The organism is Streptomyces sp. E2N166, assembly GCF_003671715.1.
GTDB classification, from domain to species: Bacteria; Actinomycetota; Actinomycetes; order Streptomycetales; family Streptomycetaceae; genus Streptomyces; species Streptomyces thinghirensis.
On record NZ_RAIF01000032.1, the window covers coordinates 1,571,771 to 1,587,733 of the forward strand.

Genomic DNA, 15,963 nt, shown 5'->3' on the forward strand with positions numbered 1-15,963 from the left:
CGGCCGCCAGCAGGGCCTCCGCCAGCCGCAGCCGGCACCGCGCGCGTTCGTAGGCGTCGCCGAACGCGAACCCGGCCACCGCCTTCTCCCAGGACGCCGGGTCGGGCCCGGACCCGGCGATCCGGGCCCCCTCCGCCTCCGCACGCGCCAGCCATGCCTGGCCCTCCGGTCCCTGGGGTCTGTCGTCCTCCCCCTGACCGGCGGACGACCGCGCCCACTCCAGCAGCTCCGCCGCGGTGTCCGTCCAGCGGCGGAGCCCCGCACCGTCGCCGGTCCTGCGCAGTTCGACGACGGTGTCCGCGACCGGGGACAGGGCCAGGGCGGTGAGCCTGACGGTCACGGCCGGCCGCGGGATCGCGTCGTCGGTGAGCGCCTCGACGGTGGACCGTGCCCACCGCACCGCCTCCTCGGCGTCCCCGCGCAGCGCGGCGGCGTCGGTCAGCACGATGCCGGCGACCAGCGTGCCCATCCAGTCGAACGGCCCCTCCAGCATCGCGAGGGCGCGTTCCGCGGCCCCGGAGTCACCGCGCGCCAGCGCCACGTACAGACCGGGGCCGATGGCGTGACCGCCCGCGGCGGGCAGCACGCCGGCGGTGTCCGCCGCCCCGCGCACGCACTCGTCCCAGTGGCCCAGCGTGTACTGCACCAGCAGTCGCAGATACCGCATCTCCCGCGGATACGGCGAGGACAGCAGCCCGGAGCGGCGGGCCCGGTCCAGCCCCTCCGCCGCCCAGGGCAGGCACTCGTCCAGGTCACCGGACTCGAAACAGCCGATGGCGAGGTTGAACAACGCGCGCATCTCCACCGGCGCGTTGCCCGCCCGCCGCGCCAGCTCCCGTGCCTCCAGCAGCCGCTCGCGGCCCTGCGGGGTGCTCCGGTTGCCGCCCTCGAGGCTGATGAGGGAGATCAGGAGGTCGGCGCGGGCGTCGGTGACGCCCAGGTCCTCCGCCACGCGCAGGGCCCGGCGAGCCACCCGCAGCGCCGTCTCGTTCTCCCCGACCTGGCGGGCCGCCATGACGTGCGTCGCCGCGGCCCACACCCACGTGGACGACGGCGGCTCGGCGGGGATCAGGCCGAGCGCCTCGCTGCTGTGGGCGAACGCGGCCGACAGGTTGTCGACGCTCAGCAGGTTCCCGGCGAGTGTGTAGCGGACGCGGGCGGCGAGCTCCAGGTCGGCGTCCTGGCCGAGACCCGCCAGCGCTGACCGGGTGAGGGAGACCGCGCGGTGCAGCTCCCCGGCGTGCGCGGCGGCCGCCGAGGCGCGCAGCGTGAGCGTCACGGCGTCGGGCCCGGCGGGCCGTGCCGGGGCGTCGACCGCGGACCACAGGTCGAGGGCCGTCTCGACGTGCCGCAGCTCCTCGGCGGGCGCGCCGACGCGCTGGGCGTGGTCGGCGGCCTCCAGGGACGCGGCGAGCGCCTCGGGCAGGTCGTGGCTCTCGCGGTAGTGGTGGGCGCGCTCGGCCGCGCTGTCGGACCGGCGGCCTCGCGCGGCGAGCAGCCGGGCGAACGCGCCGTGCAGCCGGGCCCGTTCCCCCGGGAGCAGGTCGGCGTAGACCGCCTCCCGCGCGAGGGCGTGCCGGAAGGAGTAGGCGTCCCCGTCGCCTGAGACGAGCAACTGCCGCTCCACCGCCTCGCGCAGCGCCGACTCCAACTCCTCCTCGGGCAGCCCGACGGCGTCCCGCAGCAGGTCGTGCCCCACGCGGCGTCCGGCGACCGCGGCGGTGCGCAGTACCTGCTGGGCGATCTCGGACAGCTGCTCGAAGCGGATGAGCAGGACGTCGGCCAGGCCGCTGGGTACACCTCCGGCGGGCGTGTCCGTGGCCGCGACCAGCTCCTCGGCGTAGAAGGCGTTGCCCTCGGCGCGTTCGACGATCCGGTGCACGGTGGTGTCCGGCAGCGGCAGGTCGCGCAGGGAGCGCACCAGCCGCGCCACGTCGGCGTCGGGCAGGGGCCGCAGTTCCAGCCGCTCCACGGCGGGCAGCCGTACCAGCTCGGCCAGCAGGGGCCGCAGCGGGTGGCGGCGGTGGAGGTCGTCCGCCCGGTAAGAGGCGAACACCGCGAGCCGGCCACCGGGCGCCCCGCCCGCCGGCCGCTGCAGGACTCCCCGGCTGAGCAGGAACCGCAGCAGGTCACGGGAGGACTGGTCGGCCCAGTGCAGGTCCTCCAGGACCAGCAGCAGCGGGGCGATGTCCGCCAGCTCGGTCAGCAGGGCGGCCACGCCCTCGAACAGCCGCAGCCGCGACCGCGTGGTGGCGCCCCCGTCACCCCCGTCGTCCGGATCGCCGCCGAGCAGCCGGTCGGCGACCGGATGCGCGGCCAGCACGGCGGTGAACCGCTCGTCGGCGGCCAGCACTCCGAGGATCTCGGTGAACGGCAGATACGGCAGGCCCACGTCGCCCAGGTCGACGCAGTGCCCGGTGAGGACGATCGTCCCGGCCGCGGCGGCCCGCCCGGCGACCTCGTCCAGGGTCCGGGTCTTGCCGACCCCGGCGTCCCCGGCGATCAGCACGGCGCGCGCCTCACCGGAGCGGGCGCGCTCCAGTACGCCGGTGAGACGCGCGAGTTCGGCCTCGCGACCGACGAGCGGACTGCTGAAAGAGGTCTGCTGCACGATGCCCATCCTGGCACGCGCCTGCGACAGCCCCGCGCGGGCAAGGGCGCCGGGCAGCGCCGCCCGGATCACGCCATCGTCGCGCCGCAGGGCCGCACACCGGACGGCTCCGCCCGACCGAGCCGCCGGACCAGGGCCCCGTCACCGCACCGGCCTGCCGTCCACCGTGGGTTCGATGGCCGGGCCCCGATCGGAAAGCCGGGAGCCGCCCCCGGGGCACAGCGCGTGGACGCCCACTCCGAGGTCATGAGGGCAGGGTAGGGAAGACTGACCCCATGGACGTGCCCGCGACACAGGGAGGGACCCACATGACGCGCCCGATCACGGCAGGGGTCGACGGTTCGGAGGAGAGCCTGGCCGCACTGGCCTGGGCCGCGAGGGAGGCGGACCGCCGCGGGACACCGCTGCACGTCGTGCACGCCTGGCGGTTCCAGACGCTGGACGCCGCCGGCACGGGGGACCGGGAGGCGCAGGAGAGGTGGGCGCGGGACTCGGTCGCCGAGTCGGTCCGCGCGGTCACCGAGCGGCACCCGGACCTCACGGTGTCCACCGAGGTCCGCGAGGCCGACGACGCCGTCGCCGTACTGCTCGCCGCCGCGGCCGGCGCCGAGACGCTGGTGCTCGGCTCGCGCGGCCACGGGGCGGTCGTCGGCTTCCTGCTCGGCTCCGTGGGCCAGCAGGTGATCGCCGAGGCGAACCGGCCCGTCGTCCTCGTACGGGCCGGGGGAGAGGCCGCGACCGAGGCCGCCGAACGCGAGGTCGTCGTGGGACAGCAGGGCGAGCCGGAGGACAGCGCCGACGTGATCGGCTTCGCCTTCGAGGCGGCCGCCGCCCGCGGTGCCGCCGTGCGTGCCGTCCGGGCCTGGGCCCTGCCGACGGTGTTCACCTACAGCCCCGGCTCGATGCGGCTCGCCGACGAGGCCGGGGGCCTGGAGCAGTACGAGAGGAAGGCGCTCCGCGAGGCGCTCGGACCGTGGCGCGAGCGCTTCCCCGACGTCCCGGTGATCGAGCACGTGGAGATGGGCAGCGCGGGGCAGGTGCTGCTTTCGGTGGCCGCGGGTGCCCGGCTGGTGGTCGTCGGGCGCCGCGCCCGCCGTACGGCCGTCGGCGCCCGGATCGGCTCGGTGGCGCACGGCGTGCTGCACCACGCGGACTGCCCGGTGGCGGTGGTCCCGCACACGTGACGGACCGGTACGCCGCTCAGTCCGCCGTGGGCTGCAGGGTCTCCCGGGCCTTGGGCAGGATGTTCTCGATGTAGTCGACGACGGCGGTGTCGAGGCCGATGTCGTGCTGGGCCCGCTCGGACAGGTACCAGCGGTGCTCCAGCAGCTCGTGGTAGATCTCGGCCGGGTCCATCGCGCCGCGCAGCTCCACCGGCACCGCCCGGACGGTCGGCCGGAAGACCTCGCGCACCCAGCGGTGGGCGAGGACCTCCGGGCGGGCGCCGAGGGGGTCGCCCGGGGCGTAGTCGTCCTGGGTGGCCATCCAGCTCTCCAGGTCGTTGAGCAGCCGCCTGGCCTGGTTCTCCTCGGCGTCCAGGCCCGTCAGGCGCAGCAACTGGCGCTGGTGGTGGCCCGCGTCGACGACCTTGGGGACGAAGGTGACCGTGTCGCCGTTGGAGGCGTGCTCGATCTGCATCTCGGCCACGTCGAAGCCGAGATCGTTGAGCCGGCGGATCCGGCGCTCGATGTAGTGGTACTTGCCCGCCGGATAGACGGAGGTGCGGGTCAGCTCCTCCCACAGGCTCCGGTAGCGGGCGCAGATCTCCATGCCGAAGTCGACCGGGTCGACGGAGGGGTGAAGCGCCCCCGACGCCTCCAGGTCCAGCAGCTCCCCGCTGATGTTCACCCGGGCGAGGTCGAGGTCGTAGTCGCGCTGCCCGGGGCTGAGCCGAGGATGCAGCTCACCGGTCTCGGCGTCCACCAGGTACGCGGCGTAGGCGCCCGCGTCGCGCCGGAAGAGCGTGTTGGACAGCGAGCAGTCGCCCCAGGCGAAGCCGGCCAGGTGCAGCCGCACCAGCAGCACGGCCAGGGCGTCCATCAGACGGTGCATGGTCGCCGGGCGCAGCGTCGTCTCGAACATCGACCGGTACGGCAGCGAGCCGCCGAGGTGCCGGGTGACCAGCACCGGCTCCAGCGCCTCGCCGGCGGTGCCGGTGCGGCCGGTGACCACGGCCAGCGCGTCCACCGCGGGGATGGCGAGCCGGTCCAGGTCGCGCAGCAGCTGGTACTCGCGCAGCGCGGGCCGTTCGGCCAGTTCCTTGACGGCGATCACCTCGTCCCCGGCCCGGGCGTAGCGGACGACGTGGCGGGAGATGCCGCGGGGCAGCGGCACGAGGTACTCCTCGGGCCACTCCTCCAGCGGCGTCTGCCAGGGCAGTTCGAGCAGGAGCGCGGGGTGCTCCGGATTGGTGGCGCTGATCTGCAAGGCCATGCCCCGACTCTAGAACGCCCGTTCCTGTGCCTGTCGCGCGGCTTCCTTCACGAGGCCGCGGTGGACGGGTCCGTGCCCGGGCAGCAGGACGTCGCCGTCCAGTGCTGCCAGGACGTCGAGGGAGGCCACGGTGCGCGCCAGGTCGTGGTGGAACATGCCGGGCAGCAGCTGCGGTCCCGCGATCCGGGAAGTGGCGTGCCCGCTCACCAGCGCGTCGCCGGAGATCACCACCCCGGCGCCCGGGAGGTGGTAGGCGCAGTGCCCGTCGGTGTGTCCGGGGGTGTGCACCGGTACGGGCCGGCCGGGAAGGTCCAGGGCGCCGTCGGCCGGAAAGGGCTCCGCCACGGTCACCGGGTGCTGCTCGGTGCCGCCGGAGCGGAGCACGTGCATCGCCCAGCGCAGCACGCCCGGCCGCCAGGCGTTGCCGATGACCGTGCCGACCGACACCTGCTGGAGGAAGTCCCGCCGGACGTGGGGCACCTCGGCCTCGTGGAGGAGCACCGGAGTGCCGTGGGCGGCGCGCAGGTACTCGGCCGAGCCCAGGTGGTCGTTGTGCGCGTGGGTGATCAGCACGGCCTCGACCGCCTCGGGTGAGCTCCCGACGGCGGCCAGGGAGCCGAGCAGGAGCTGCCGGTCGCCGGGGTAGCCGGTGTCGACCAGGGTCACCGCGTCGCCTTCGGTGAGGAGGACCCAGTTGGTGTTGCCGCCGTGCACCAGGTAGGTGTCGTCGGCGACTTGCCGCACGTCCGCGCCCATGGTGGTCTCCCGCCTTCCAGGTGGTTGCCCGACAGGACAGCCAACCAGACACGGCGCACGAAAGGCCGCACGGCCCTCAGCGCACGCCGGCCGCACGGCCCTCAGCGCACGCCGTGCGGGCGGAACTGGACGCTGATGCGTGGGCCCGCGGCGCGGGTGGTCTTGGGGACGCAGTGCTCCCAGGTGCGCTGGCAGGAGCCGCCCATCACGATCAGGTCGCCGTGGCCCAGTGGCCGGCGCACCGTGTCGCCGCCTCCGCCCGCCGGGCGCAGCAGCAGGTCCCGGGGCGCGCCGACGGACAGGATGGCGACCATCGTGTCCTGGCGCGCGCCCCTCCCGATCCGGTCGCCGTGCCAGGCGACGCTGTCCCGGCCGTCGCGGTAGTGGCACAGGCCGGCGGTGGTGAACGGCTCGCCCAGCTCCTGGGCGTAGTGCGCGGACAGCGCGTCGCGCGCCTCGGTCAGCAGCGGGTGCGGCAGCGTGTCGCCCGCGCCGTAGAACGCGAGCAGGCGGGGTACGGCGACCACCTGGTCGTACATGGCCCGCCGCTCCGCGCGCCACGGAACGTCGGCGGCCAGCCGCTCGAACAGCGCGTCGGCGCCGCTCAGCCACCCGGGGAGCAGGTCGATCCAGGCCCCGGAGCCCAGGTGGGTGCGGTGCAGCCCGGCGAGCGGGCCGAGCCGGGCCTCGTCCGTCTGGTCGAAGAGCGATCCCTGGAGGTGCGTGGTCATGGCGCCAGCGTACTCCTCATTCGAAAATGTGTTCTATGTATGTCGCGCGCTGTGTCATACCCCTTCGGATGCGCCGGTGTATCCGATACATTCGCGAATCGAACGGGAGGGGGTCCGGAGACGGTGGTGAGGGCGACGACCGGGCGCGTGACCAGGCGCCGCGCGCGCACCCGCGCGAACCTCCTGGACGCGGCCTTCGCGGTGTTCGGCGCCAAGGGGTTCGGCCGGGTGTCGATCGAGGAGGTCTGCGAGGCCGCCGGATACAGCCGGGGCGCCTTCTACTCGAACTTCGACAGCCTCGACGAGTTGTTCTTCGCCCTCTACCGCGAACGGGCCGACCTGATAGCGGAGCAGGTGTCCGGCGCCCTCGCGCTGGACGGTCCGGACCTGGACGTCCCCGCCGCCGTGGACCGCGTCACCGAGGTGCTGCTCCTGGACCGGGACTGGCTCCTGGTGAAGACGGACTTCCTCGTGCACGCCGCCCGCGACCCGGCCGTGGCGCGGACTCTGCTGGAGCACCGGGCACGGCTCAGACGCGCGATCGCCGACCGGCTCGCCGGTGCGCGCGGGGACGCGACCCTGCCCGCCGTGCTGGGCGATGCCGACGGCGCCGCGCACGCCGTGGTCGCCGCGTACGACGGAGTCACCACCCAACTGCTCCTGGACCGGGACGTCGAGCACGCCAGAGCCTGGCTGGGACAGCTGCTCACCGCACTGCTCACCGAGGGCGGCGACACCACTTGAACCCAACGACACGGAACAGGAAGGGACGGTCGCCATGGATGCCGACGTCATCGTGGTCGGAGCGGGCCTGGCCGGACTGGTCGCGGCCCACGAACTGACCAGCCGGGGCAGGAGGGTCGCCCTCGTCGACCAGGAGAACGCGGCCAACCTCGGCGGACAGGCCTTCTGGTCCTTCGGCGGCCTCTTCCTCGTCGATTCCCCCGAGCAGCGCCGGCTCGGCGTCAAGGACTCCTTCGACCTGGCCTGGAACGACTGGCAGGGCAGCGCGGGCTTCGACCGGACCGAGGACGAGGACTCCTGGGCCGTGCGCTGGGCCCGGGCGTACGTCGAGTGGGCGGCGGGGGAGAAGCGGTCCTGGCTCGCCGGACACGGCATCACCTTCCTGCCCACCGTCGGCTGGGCCGAGCGCGGCGACCTCCGGGCCGGCGGGCACGGCAACTCCGTGCCCCGCTTCCACATCGCCTGGGGCACCGGCACGGGCGTCGTCGAACCGTTCGTGGGCCGTGCCAAGCAGGCCGTGCGCGACGGACTCCTCACCCTCCACCACCGCCATCGCGTCGACCACCTGGTCGTCGAGGACGGCGCCGCGCGCGGCGTGCGCGGCACGGTACTGGCCGAGGACCACTCGCCGCGCGGAGTCGCCTCCAGCCGCGTCGCCGTCGGCGAGTTCGAACTCACCGCCCAGGCCGTGATCGTCACCTCCGGCGGCATCGGCGCCGACCACGACGTCGTCCGCCGCCACTGGCCCGAGCGCCTCGGCACCGCGCCCGCCGAGATGGTCACCGGCGTCCCCGCCTACGTCGACGGGCGGATGCTCGACATCAGCGCCGAGGCGGGCGCACGCCTGGTCAACCGCGACCGGATGTGGCACTACACCGAGGGCGTGCGCAACTGGGACCCGATCTGGCCCGGCCACGGCATCCGCATCCTGCCCGGACCGTCCTCGATGTGGTTCGACGCCCTCGGCCGCCGCCTGCCGGAGCCCTGCCTGCCCGGCTACGACACCCTCGGCACCCTCCGGCACCTGCGCACGGCCGATGACCTGGCGGGCCACGACCACTCCTGGTTCATCCTCACCCAGAAGATCATCGAGAAGGAGTTCGCGCTCTCCGGCTCCGAGCAGAACCCCGACATCACCGCCAAGGACCGCGCCGGCTTCCTGCGCGAACGCGTCCTCGGCAAGGGCGCGCCGGGCCCGGTGGACGCGTTCCTGCGCAGGGGCGCCGACTTCGTGTCCGCGCCGAACCTGGAGCAACTGGTCGACAAGATGAACGGGCTGACCGACAAGCCGCTCCTGGACGCCGCAGCCATCCGGCGCCAGATCGAGGCCCGCGACCTCCAGATGGCCAACCCCTACGCCAAGGACGCCCAGGTCCAGGGCATCCGCAACGCCCGCCGCTACATCGGCGACCGACTCGGCAGGGTCGCCACGCCGCACCGCATCCTCGACCCGGCGGCGGGCCCGCTGATCGGGGTCAAGCTGCACGTTCTCACCCGCAAGACCCTCGGCGGCATCCAGACCGACCTCGACTCCCGCGCCCTCGGCGCCGACGGCTCACCGGTCGAGGGCCTGTACGCGGCCGGTGAGGTGGCCGGCTTCGGCGGCGGAGGGGTACACGGATACAACGCGCTGGAGGGCACCTTCCTCGGCGGTTGCCTGTTCTCCGGGAGGGCGGCGGGCCGGGCCGCGGCGCGGCAGACCGGCTGAGCGACGGACGCGACTCGCGCCTTCCCCGTCTCCTCCGTCTCCTCACGCCTCGTCGAGGAGACGGAGGAGCACGGCGGCATGGCTCTCCTCGGGCGACTTGGACGCCGTGAGCAGGGTTACGTCTCCCTCGCGCACCAGTTCCCGTACGCGGTCGAGGAGTTCGGACGCCTCCGGGGCGGCCAGCTCGGCCTCGTACCGCTCGGCGAACTCCTCGTAGGAGCCGTCACCCGCGTGGTACCAGCGGCGCAGTTCGGTCGACGGGGTGAGCCCCTTGGGCCACTCGTCCACGTGCGCGGCGTCCTTCGCCATGCCGCGCGGCCACAGCCGGTCCACCAGGACGCGTACGCCGTCCTCCGGCTCGGGCGGGTCGTAGACGCGGTGCACACGTACGTTCACGGCCGGTCCCTTCCGGGGCGGTGCGGTCGCGAACCGGTGTCCGGGTGCCGGAGGCGACGGGGCCGCACCGGGATCAGCCGGTCTTCCTGCGCACGGCCTCGCGCCGCTTGAGCGCGCGGCGTTCCAACTCACTGGTGCCGCCCCAGACGCCGATGGTCTGCCCCGTGTCGAGTGCCCAGCGCAGACACTGCTCCTGGACCGGGCAGTGCCGGCAGACCGTCTTCGCCTGCTCGGTCTGCAAAGCGGCCGGACCGGTGGTGCCGATCGGGAAGAACAGGTCGGGGTCCTCCGTGCGGCACGCGGCGTGCTCTCGCCAGTTGTCCATCAAAGTCACCTGCGATCGGTATCGTTCGCGCCCTCGTGAATGCCTTACTCCGTTGCGGGTGACCTGTCGACAGCGGGGTGAAACCGGCGCCGCGCCCTCGGTCGTGCCGTCGTGCCTACCTCCGCAGCTCTTCCCGCGCCGCCGCCACCACCGCCTCGGCCACCGTCACCAGCGCCGGGGAGTCGAGCTTCCACTGCTGCCAGTACAGCGGGACGTCCACCGCCAGATCCGGGGCGAACTCGACTAGCCGCCCGCCGCGCAGCAGCGGTTCCGCCTGCGGTTCGGGCACCATGCCCCAGCCCAGACCGGCGGCGACCGACTCGGCGAAGCCCTCCGAGGTCGGTACGTAGTGCCGCGCGGAACCCGCGCCGTCGTGACCGAGGCGCCGCGCGAAGCCGTCCTGGAAGTCGTCCCGCCGGTCGAAGACCACCACCGGCGCCTCGACGAGCAACTCCCGCAGCGGTCCGTGCAGATGGCGCTCGGCGAAACCGGGGTTGGCGCAGGGGAGGTACCGCATCCGGCCCAGGTAACGGACGGTGCAGCCGGGAACGGGGTCGGGCGACGAGGTCACCGCCGCCATCACCACGCCCTCCCGCAGCAGGGTCGCCGTGTGGTCCTCGTCCTCGCGGCGCAGTTCGAAACAGAGCCGCGGCTCCCGGGGCACCCGCGTGAGGGCGCCCAGGAACCAGGTCGCGAGCGAGTCGGCGTTGACGGCGACCGAGACCCGCGTCGGTTCCCCGGCCCCGCTCAGTCCCAGCTCGGCGTACGCGTCCCGCTCCAGCCGGGCCACCTGGCGGGCCAGGCGCACCAGCACCGCGCCGGAATCCGTCGGCCGCACCGGCTTGGTGCGCAGCAGCAGCACCCGGCCGGTTCGCTGCTCCAGCGCCTTCACCCGCTGGCTGACCGCGGACGGTGTCACGTGCAGTGCCGCGGCGGCCGCGTCGAAGGTGCCCTCGTCCACCACGGCCAGCAGGGTCCGTACCTGGTCGAGCGGAAGGTCCGCGAAGGCGGCCGTGGTCATTCCCGTCGTGCCTGTCATCCTGTCACCGTGTCACCCCGTCATCACGAATGCTAAGGATACGTAAGAATCTTTAGCTGTACCTCCTGTGATCGTCCGCTTAGCGTCAAAGGCATGACCAACGCACTCACCGCCGCGGCCGCGGGCTTCGGCACCGGCCTCTCGCTCATCGTCGCCATCGGTGCCCAGAACGCCTTCGTCCTGCGCCAGGGGATCCGCCGCGACGCGGTCCTCGCCGTGGTCGGTATCTGCGCCCTGTCCGACGCCCTGCTCATCACCCTGGGCGTCGGCGGGGTGGGCGCGGTGGTCGTGGCCTGGCCGGCCGCGCTGACCGCGGTCGCCTGGATCGGCGGCGCCTTCCTGCTCTGCTACGGCGCCCTGGCCGCTCGGCGCGTGTTCCGGCCGGCCGGCGCGCTGCGGGCGGACGGCGACGCCGCGGGCTCGCGTCGGCGGGCGATCCTCACCTGCCTGGCGCTGACCTGGCTCAACCCGCACGTCTACCTCGACACGGTGTTCCTGCTGGGCTCGGTCGCCGCCGACCAGGGCCCGCTGCGCTGGACGTTCGGCCTGGGTGCCGCGGCCGCCAGCCTGTGCTGGTTCGCCGCGCTCGGTTTCGGCGCCCGCTACCTCGGCCGCTTCCTGGCCCGCCCCGCGGCCTGGCGCGTCCTCGACGCAGTGGTCGCCGCCACGATGATCGTCCTCGGCGTCACGCTCGTCGCCGGAGCCTGAACGGGGAGCGGGCCGGACCCGGTCACACGCGTCCCCGGCGGCGCGGGCTCCGCCTTCGGCGCGGGAGGCGGTGGCCGGCGGCGGGCTGCTCGTCGTCGTGGTGATGCCGGCCCGGGCGGCCGTGGGCCGGGCGCTGCGCCGCTACCGCGTCTGACGGCACCTCACAGGGAGCCGCGCCCGTGCAACGCGTAGTGCTCCATGAGCCGGCCCCTGGTGGTCTCCAGCCGGTGCGCGAGGATCTCGGCGACCGACCGCACCAGCACGATGCCCAGGTGTGGTTCCTCGTCGCACAGGGCGAGCACCGGGGCCGCGTCGAACTCGTAGGCCCGCACCGGGCTGAAGGCCTCGGCGCCGAAGTCCCACTCGTAGGGCGGGAACAGCCAGGACCAGCCGAGCAGGTCGCCCGCGCCGAGACTGGCGACCGTGACCCGCTGCAGGGACGTCACCTGCTGGGTCAGGGAGACCGCGCCGGAGCGGACGACCCAGAAACGGTCGGCCCTGTCTCCCGCCTCGAAGATCCGTGAGTCCTCCGGGAAGGAGACCTCCCGGGCGAGCGCCATCAGCCGCTCGCGCTGGGGCGGGGGGAGCGCGGTCAGGAGTTTGATCGCTTTGGTCATGGCACGGGGCTCCTCGCCGGCGATTCGGTTCCGGGGCTTTCCCTATGCCCATTTCAGTCGCTCTCGGCGCCCTGAGCACCTCGGCGGACGGCGGATCCCGTACGGATTTCGTGCCGGAACCGGGGACGGCGCCGTCAGGGCATGAAAAAGCCCTGGCTGGACGGGGGAAGCCAGCCAGGGCCGTAACCGGTGGCGCACGAAGGACACTCCGGTCGACTTCGTCGCCACGTATGGATGAACGCTAAACCATCTCCGTCCGTTCCGTGAAACCGGCGCCGGGGGCACGTGACCCGTTTCACACGCCGTCCTCCGCGACGACCCTGACCGTCTCCAGTTCCGGATCGCTCGGGTCCGGTAGGTACATCCCGGCCTCCAGGCCGCTGCGCAGATACCGCAGGACGGGCTCGCTCAGCCGCTCGCCGGGCAGGACGGCCGGGATGCCGGGCGGGTACGGCGTGATCATCTCCGCCGCGACGCGACCTGCCGCCCGGTCGAGCGGCACGTCCCGCGTGGGGCCGAAGAACGCGTCCCTGGGCAGGCCCACCTGCGGCATCCGCAGCTCGGCCGGCGACGGCACGTCGACGCGCGGGGCGCGATCCAGACCGGGGGCGGCGTGGGCGAGGTCCTTGAGCGCGGTGAGCAGCTCGCCGGCGGTCTCCCGGTCGTCGCCGTGGGTGATCTGCGCGCCGATGCGGCGATGGTCGGTGATGTGCGCGATCACGCTCCGCTGCTCACGCAGCCAGTCCGCCGCCTGGAAGCCCGAGACGCCGAGCCCGTCGAGGTCGATGACGACGGGCAGCGGATCGAAGCCGTGGGCCAGTCCCGGGCCGCAGAAGTCGTCCCGGTCGTTGACGTGCATGCCGTCGATCTCCTCGACGGCCGCGCGGACCTCGGCCGCCAGTTCCAGGGCGCCGCCCATCAGCTCACGTCCGCGCAGCGCCATCTGGCGGCGCCAGCCGTCCAGCCCGGCGAAGATCAGCGCCGAAGGGCTGGTGGTGCCCAGCAGGTCCGCCCGCATGCCGAGCAGCTTCGGCGGGACCAGGTCACCGCGCAGATGGAACACGGAACCCTGCTCCAGACCGCTGCCCATCTTGTGGATGCTGGTCACACAGATGTCGGCGCCCGCGTCCATCGCCCAGGACGGCAGCTCCGGGTGGAAGGGCAGATGCGCTCCCCAGGCCTCGTCGACGATCAGCGGCGCCGAGCGACGGTGGCAGACCTCGGCGACGGCCCGCAGGTCGGCGCTCGCGCCGTACGGCGTCGGGCTGGTGACGAGGGCGCCCTTGGCGTCGGGATGGACGGCGAACGCCTTCTCGAACTCCTCGGCGGACGGCGGATGGGCCAGGTGCCGTTCGGCGTCCCAGCGCGGCTCGACCCAGACCGGCTCGATACCGGACAGGATCAGCCCCGAGACGACGGACTTGTGGGCGTCCCGGCCGATCAGCAGCTTCTCGTGCGGCCCCGCGACCGCCAGCATCGCGGCCTTCACCGACAGGGAACTCCCGCACGTCGAGAAGAACGTGTGGTCGGCGTGCACGGCGTCGGCCATCAGTTCCTGCGCGCGCTGCAGCACCCGCCCCCTGGTCAGCCGGTCGTCGAGTCCGCCGGTCGCCAGCACGTCACCGTAGAAGACGGCGTCGCCCAGCACCTCGCGCACCGCGGGGTCGGCCCCACGCGCCTGCTTGTGCCCAGGAGGCGTGAACGACAACCGCCCCTCGCGGCGGTAGTCGACGAGGGCTTCCAGGACCGGTGCTCGGGTGTGGTCGGCTGTCATGCCGGTCCGGTTTCCCGGCCGGGATCCCGTCAATCCGCCCCGCGGCACCTCACCGCGCGCTCCGCCCCGGGGTCAGCACCTCGTCCAGCACCCGTAGGACGGCCTCGTACGCGATCGTCCGTACGGCGGCCTCCCGGGAACCCTCCGGGTCGGTCGGCCGCAGCTCTTCCCTCCGGGCCCGCCAGGTCCGCTCCTGTTCCACCGCGCAGGCCCTCGCGCGGTGCATGCGGCGCAACAGTTCGTCCGAGTCCACAACATCCGTCATGCACTCCGCGTACCCCCGCAGGGCGCCCGGATGGCCACTGGGCCGTAAGGAGGGCCGGAGGTTTGGGGGTACGGGCAGAGGTCAGCCGAAAGCAACGAGGTCGCACGGCGCACACACGGCGTGGGGCCGACCGGATCCGGCCCGTCCCACCGACCAGGGAGCTGACGGATGTGTGACAGGCACACGACCGAACCCGTCGTCGAACAGTACGGCGCGGACCGTCACCGGCGGTACCGGCCCTGCAAACCGGCCGAGGCACGCCGTACCGTCGAACGCGTCGTCACCGAATGCTGCGGCACCGACGGCCACACGTCGTGCGACGCGGGCGCACTGTCGGACGCCGTGCTCGTCGCCTCCGAACTGACCACCAACGCGATCCTGCACGGCGGCGGCGTCACCGACTTCCAGGTCGACGTCGTCGGTCCCGGCGTCCGGCTCTCGGTGTGCGACCGCAGCCGCGACCTGCCGGTGGCCGTGCCGCCGACCGACACCCAGGGGCGCCGCCGCGTGGGCGGCCGGGGCTGGCCGATCGTCTGCAGGCTCGCACGCGACGTGCGGGTGGCAGACCTTCCCGCGGGAGGCAAGTGCATCACCGTGGTCGTTCCGCTGTACTGAGTACTTTTCGAAAAGCGGAGTTTGTTCCACCGGCGTGGGGGCAGTCGCAAGTTCGTGCTTCGGACCGGAGGCGCAGCAGCGGGAGCGGTATGGCTGCTTCGGCCCTTCGGGTGAATGACCCGGACATGCCGTTCCCGCGGAAAGTCCCCTGAGACCACCGTTCAGGAGCGAATCCGCATGCTCATCGAAACGTCCGCCACCCGTCCCGCAACCCCCGAGCCCGCCACCGCCACGGCTGCCGCCACCGCCGCTCCCGCCCGTCGCCGGCACGACGACGCCCCCGACACCATGGCCCTCTTCGGCCGGCTGGCGGGGCTGGAGGACGGACCCGAACGCGACGCCGTGCGCGACGAACTCGTCACGGCCTGGCTGCCCATGGCCCACCGGATCGCCGGGCGGTTCCGGGACCGCGGCGAGTCCCTCGAAGACCTGCGCCAGGTCGCGGCGCTCGGCCTGGTGAAGGCCATCGACCGCTTCGACCCGGAACGGGGAGCCTTCGAGAGCTACGCCGTGCCCACCATCACCGGCGAGGTCAAGCGCCACTTCCGGGACCGGATGTGGGCCCTGCGGGTGCCTCGCCGGGTCCAGGAACTGCGCAACAAGGTGCGGGTCGCCCGGCGCGAGCTCACCCAGAGCCCGGGCAGCCCCGAACCCTCGGTGGCCGCCCTCGCCGCCCACACCGGACTGACCGAGGACGAGGTCAGCGCGGGGATGGAGGCCCTGGAGAGCTTCAGCACCCTCTCGCTGGACGCCGAACTGTCGGCCGGCGACGACGGCTACAACCTCGCGGACACCCTCGGCGCGGCGGACGCCTCGTACGACACCGTGATCGACCGCGAGTCCGCCAAGGAAGGGCTGCGCAGGCTGCCCGAACGCGAGCGCGCCATCCTCTACATGCGCTTCTTCGAGGACATGACGCAGAGCCGTATAGCCGACCGCCTGGGCATCTCGCAGATGCACGTCTCGCGGCTCATCAGCCGCAGCTGCGCCCGCGTCCGCGACGAGGCGTTGGGCCAGCGGCCGGGCCACCGGGGGTCCGGCCGGCCGGTGCGTACCTGACGTACAGAGGACCGAAGGAGGAACGAGACGGATGCTGATGCCTCACCCCGCGGTGCTGCGCAGACTCGTCGACGAGTACGAGGCGGCCGCGCTGTGCGAGCACGCCGACGACACGGGCGGACCGGGCCCCCGGGCCCGGGACCTGGCGTACACGCTGTGCGTGTCGACCGGCACGCGCGACG

Annotated in this window: 17 protein-coding genes; 7 read left to right on the top strand and 10 right to left on the bottom strand. The window is 73.5% G+C overall.

Annotated features, from left to right (window positions below; all coding sequences use genetic code 11):
- The coding region (locus EBH09_RS34080; protein ID WP_121751146.1) for an AAA family ATPase at window positions 1–2,620 on the bottom strand (2,620 nt) is incomplete at its 3' end.
- Between the two features lie 299 nt (window positions 2,621–2,919).
- On the opposite strand from EBH09_RS34080, the gene EBH09_RS34085 reads away from it, so the two are divergent.
- A complete protein-coding gene (locus tag EBH09_RS34085; RefSeq protein WP_193776680.1) occupies window positions 2,920–3,795 on the top strand; it encodes a universal stress protein in 876 nt (291 codons plus the stop codon).
- Between the two features lie 16 nt (window positions 3,796–3,811).
- On the opposite strand, the gene EBH09_RS34090 is transcribed toward EBH09_RS34085, so the two are convergent.
- The 3 genes from EBH09_RS34090 to EBH09_RS34100 all read right to left on the bottom strand — a co-directional run bounded on the left by EBH09_RS34090 (window position 3,812) and on the right by EBH09_RS34100 (window position 6,531).
- Window positions 3,812–5,044 carry a DUF4032 domain-containing protein gene (locus tag EBH09_RS34090; protein WP_121750665.1) on the bottom strand — a complete coding sequence of 411 codons (1,233 nt, stop codon included), beginning with the start codon at window positions 5,042–5,044 and terminating at the stop codon, window positions 3,812–3,814.
- 9 nt (window positions 5,045–5,053) lie between these two features.
- Window positions 5,054–5,800, bottom strand: a complete 747-nt coding sequence (locus EBH09_RS34095) for an MBL fold metallo-hydrolase (protein WP_121750666.1) — start codon at window positions 5,798–5,800, stop codon at window positions 5,054–5,056.
- Between the two features lie 101 nt (window positions 5,801–5,901).
- On the bottom strand, window positions 5,902–6,531 hold the full coding sequence (locus tag EBH09_RS34100; RefSeq protein WP_121750667.1) for an alpha-ketoglutarate-dependent dioxygenase AlkB: 630 nt from the start codon (window positions 6,529–6,531) through the stop codon (window positions 5,902–5,904).
- A gap of 147 nt (window positions 6,532–6,678) precedes the next feature.
- Between EBH09_RS34100 and EBH09_RS34105 the strand changes: the two genes are divergently transcribed.
- Complete coding sequence (locus tag EBH09_RS34105; RefSeq protein WP_121750668.1) at window positions 6,679–7,275, top strand: TetR/AcrR family transcriptional regulator; 597 nt, start codon at window positions 6,679–6,681, stop codon at window positions 7,273–7,275.
- Window positions 7,276–7,309: 34 nt separating this feature from the next.
- The gene (locus tag EBH09_RS34110) at window positions 7,310–8,983 is read left to right on the top strand and encodes an FAD-binding dehydrogenase (RefSeq protein WP_121750669.1); all 1,674 of its coding nucleotides are present in this window, start codon (window positions 7,310–7,312) and stop codon (window positions 8,981–8,983) included.
- 42 nt (window positions 8,984–9,025) lie between these two features.
- Here EBH09_RS34110 and EBH09_RS34115 read toward each other — a convergent pair whose 3' ends face one another.
- The 3 genes from EBH09_RS34115 to EBH09_RS34125 form a co-directional block, all read right to left on the bottom strand.
- Complete coding sequence (locus tag EBH09_RS34115) at window positions 9,026–9,379, bottom strand: DUF488 family protein (RefSeq protein WP_121750670.1); 354 nt, start codon at window positions 9,377–9,379, stop codon at window positions 9,026–9,028.
- Window positions 9,380–9,452: 73 nt separating this feature from the next.
- Window positions 9,453–9,704 carry a WhiB family transcriptional regulator gene (locus EBH09_RS34120; protein WP_121750671.1) on the bottom strand — a complete coding sequence of 84 codons (252 nt, stop codon included), beginning with the start codon at window positions 9,702–9,704 and terminating at the stop codon, window positions 9,453–9,455.
- A gap of 115 nt (window positions 9,705–9,819) precedes the next feature.
- Window positions 9,820–10,725, bottom strand: coding sequence for a LysR family transcriptional regulator ArgP (locus EBH09_RS34125; RefSeq protein ID WP_121750672.1), 906 nt, complete (start codon window positions 10,723–10,725; stop codon window positions 9,820–9,822).
- 111 nt (window positions 10,726–10,836) lie between these two features.
- Here EBH09_RS34125 and EBH09_RS34130 point away from each other — a divergent pair, with 111 nt between their 5' ends.
- On the top strand, window positions 10,837–11,451 hold the full coding sequence (locus EBH09_RS34130; protein WP_121750673.1) for a LysE/ArgO family amino acid transporter: 615 nt from the start codon (window positions 10,837–10,839) through the stop codon (window positions 11,449–11,451).
- A 161-nt stretch (window positions 11,452–11,612) separates the two neighbouring features.
- Here the strand turns inward: EBH09_RS34130 and EBH09_RS34135 are convergent, their stop codons facing one another.
- The 3 genes from EBH09_RS34135 to EBH09_RS34145 form a co-directional block, all read right to left on the bottom strand.
- Window positions 11,613–12,068 carry a cyclic nucleotide-binding domain-containing protein gene (locus tag EBH09_RS34135; protein WP_121750674.1) on the bottom strand — a complete coding sequence of 152 codons (456 nt, stop codon included), beginning with the start codon at window positions 12,066–12,068 and terminating at the stop codon, window positions 11,613–11,615.
- 295 nt (window positions 12,069–12,363) lie between these two features.
- On the bottom strand, window positions 12,364–13,842 hold the full coding sequence (locus EBH09_RS34140) for an ornithine decarboxylase (protein ID WP_121750675.1): 1,479 nt from the start codon (window positions 13,840–13,842) through the stop codon (window positions 12,364–12,366).
- Between the two features lie 49 nt (window positions 13,843–13,891).
- A complete protein-coding gene (locus tag EBH09_RS34145; RefSeq protein WP_121750676.1) occupies window positions 13,892–14,107 on the bottom strand; it encodes a hypothetical protein in 216 nt (71 codons plus the stop codon).
- 168 nt (window positions 14,108–14,275) lie between these two features.
- Here EBH09_RS34145 and EBH09_RS34150 point away from each other — a divergent pair, with 168 nt between their 5' ends.
- The 3 genes from EBH09_RS34150 to EBH09_RS34160 form a co-directional block, all read left to right on the top strand.
- Window positions 14,276–14,722: an ATP-binding protein gene (locus EBH09_RS34150; protein ID WP_121750677.1), complete on the top strand. Its 447-nt coding sequence runs from the start codon at window positions 14,276–14,278 to the stop codon at window positions 14,720–14,722.
- A gap of 177 nt (window positions 14,723–14,899) precedes the next feature.
- Window positions 14,900–15,781 (top strand): SigB/SigF/SigG family RNA polymerase sigma factor, encoded by an 882-nt coding sequence (locus EBH09_RS34155; RefSeq protein WP_121750678.1) that lies wholly within the window; start codon window positions 14,900–14,902, stop codon window positions 15,779–15,781.
- 31 nt (window positions 15,782–15,812) lie between these two features.
- The coding region (locus tag EBH09_RS34160) for a DUF5133 domain-containing protein (protein WP_153182760.1) at window positions 15,813–15,963 on the top strand (151 nt) is incomplete at its 3' end.

Bases quoted from the DNA above. Each gene is read 5' to 3' on its own strand.
- EBH09_RS34125 (WP_121750672.1), bottom strand. From the start codon at position 10,725: ATGACCACGGCCGCCTTCGCGGACCTTCCGCTCGACCAGGTACGGACC.
- EBH09_RS34135 (WP_121750674.1), bottom strand. From the start codon at position 12,068: ATGACCAAAGCGATCAAACTCCTGACCGCGCTCCCCCCGCCCCAGCGC.
- EBH09_RS34145 (WP_121750676.1), bottom strand. From the start codon at position 14,107: ATGACGGATGTTGTGGACTCGGACGAACTGTTGCGCCGCATGCACCGC.
- EBH09_RS34150 (WP_121750677.1), top strand. From the start codon at position 14,276: ATGTGTGACAGGCACACGACCGAACCCGTCGTCGAACAGTACGGCGCG.
- EBH09_RS34090 (WP_121750665.1), bottom strand. From the start codon at position 5,044: ATGGCCTTGCAGATCAGCGCCACCAATCCGGAGCACCCCGCGCTCCTG.
- EBH09_RS34155 (WP_121750678.1), top strand. From the start codon at position 14,900: ATGCTCATCGAAACGTCCGCCACCCGTCCCGCAACCCCCGAGCCCGCC.
- EBH09_RS34100 (WP_121750667.1), bottom strand. From the start codon at position 6,531: ATGACCACGCACCTCCAGGGATCGCTCTTCGACCAGACGGACGAGGCC.
- EBH09_RS34140 (WP_121750675.1), bottom strand. From the start codon at position 13,842: ATGACAGCCGACCACACCCGAGCACCGGTCCTGGAAGCCCTCGTCGAC.
- EBH09_RS34085 (WP_193776680.1), top strand. From the start codon at position 2,920: ATGACGCGCCCGATCACGGCAGGGGTCGACGGTTCGGAGGAGAGCCTG.
- EBH09_RS34120 (WP_121750671.1), bottom strand. From the start codon at position 9,704: ATGGACAACTGGCGAGAGCACGCCGCGTGCCGCACGGAGGACCCCGAC.
- EBH09_RS34130 (WP_121750673.1), top strand. From the start codon at position 10,837: ATGACCAACGCACTCACCGCCGCGGCCGCGGGCTTCGGCACCGGCCTC.
- EBH09_RS34110 (WP_121750669.1), top strand. From the start codon at position 7,310: ATGGATGCCGACGTCATCGTGGTCGGAGCGGGCCTGGCCGGACTGGTC.
- EBH09_RS34095 (WP_121750666.1), bottom strand. From the start codon at position 5,800: ATGGGCGCGGACGTGCGGCAAGTCGCCGACGACACCTACCTGGTGCAC.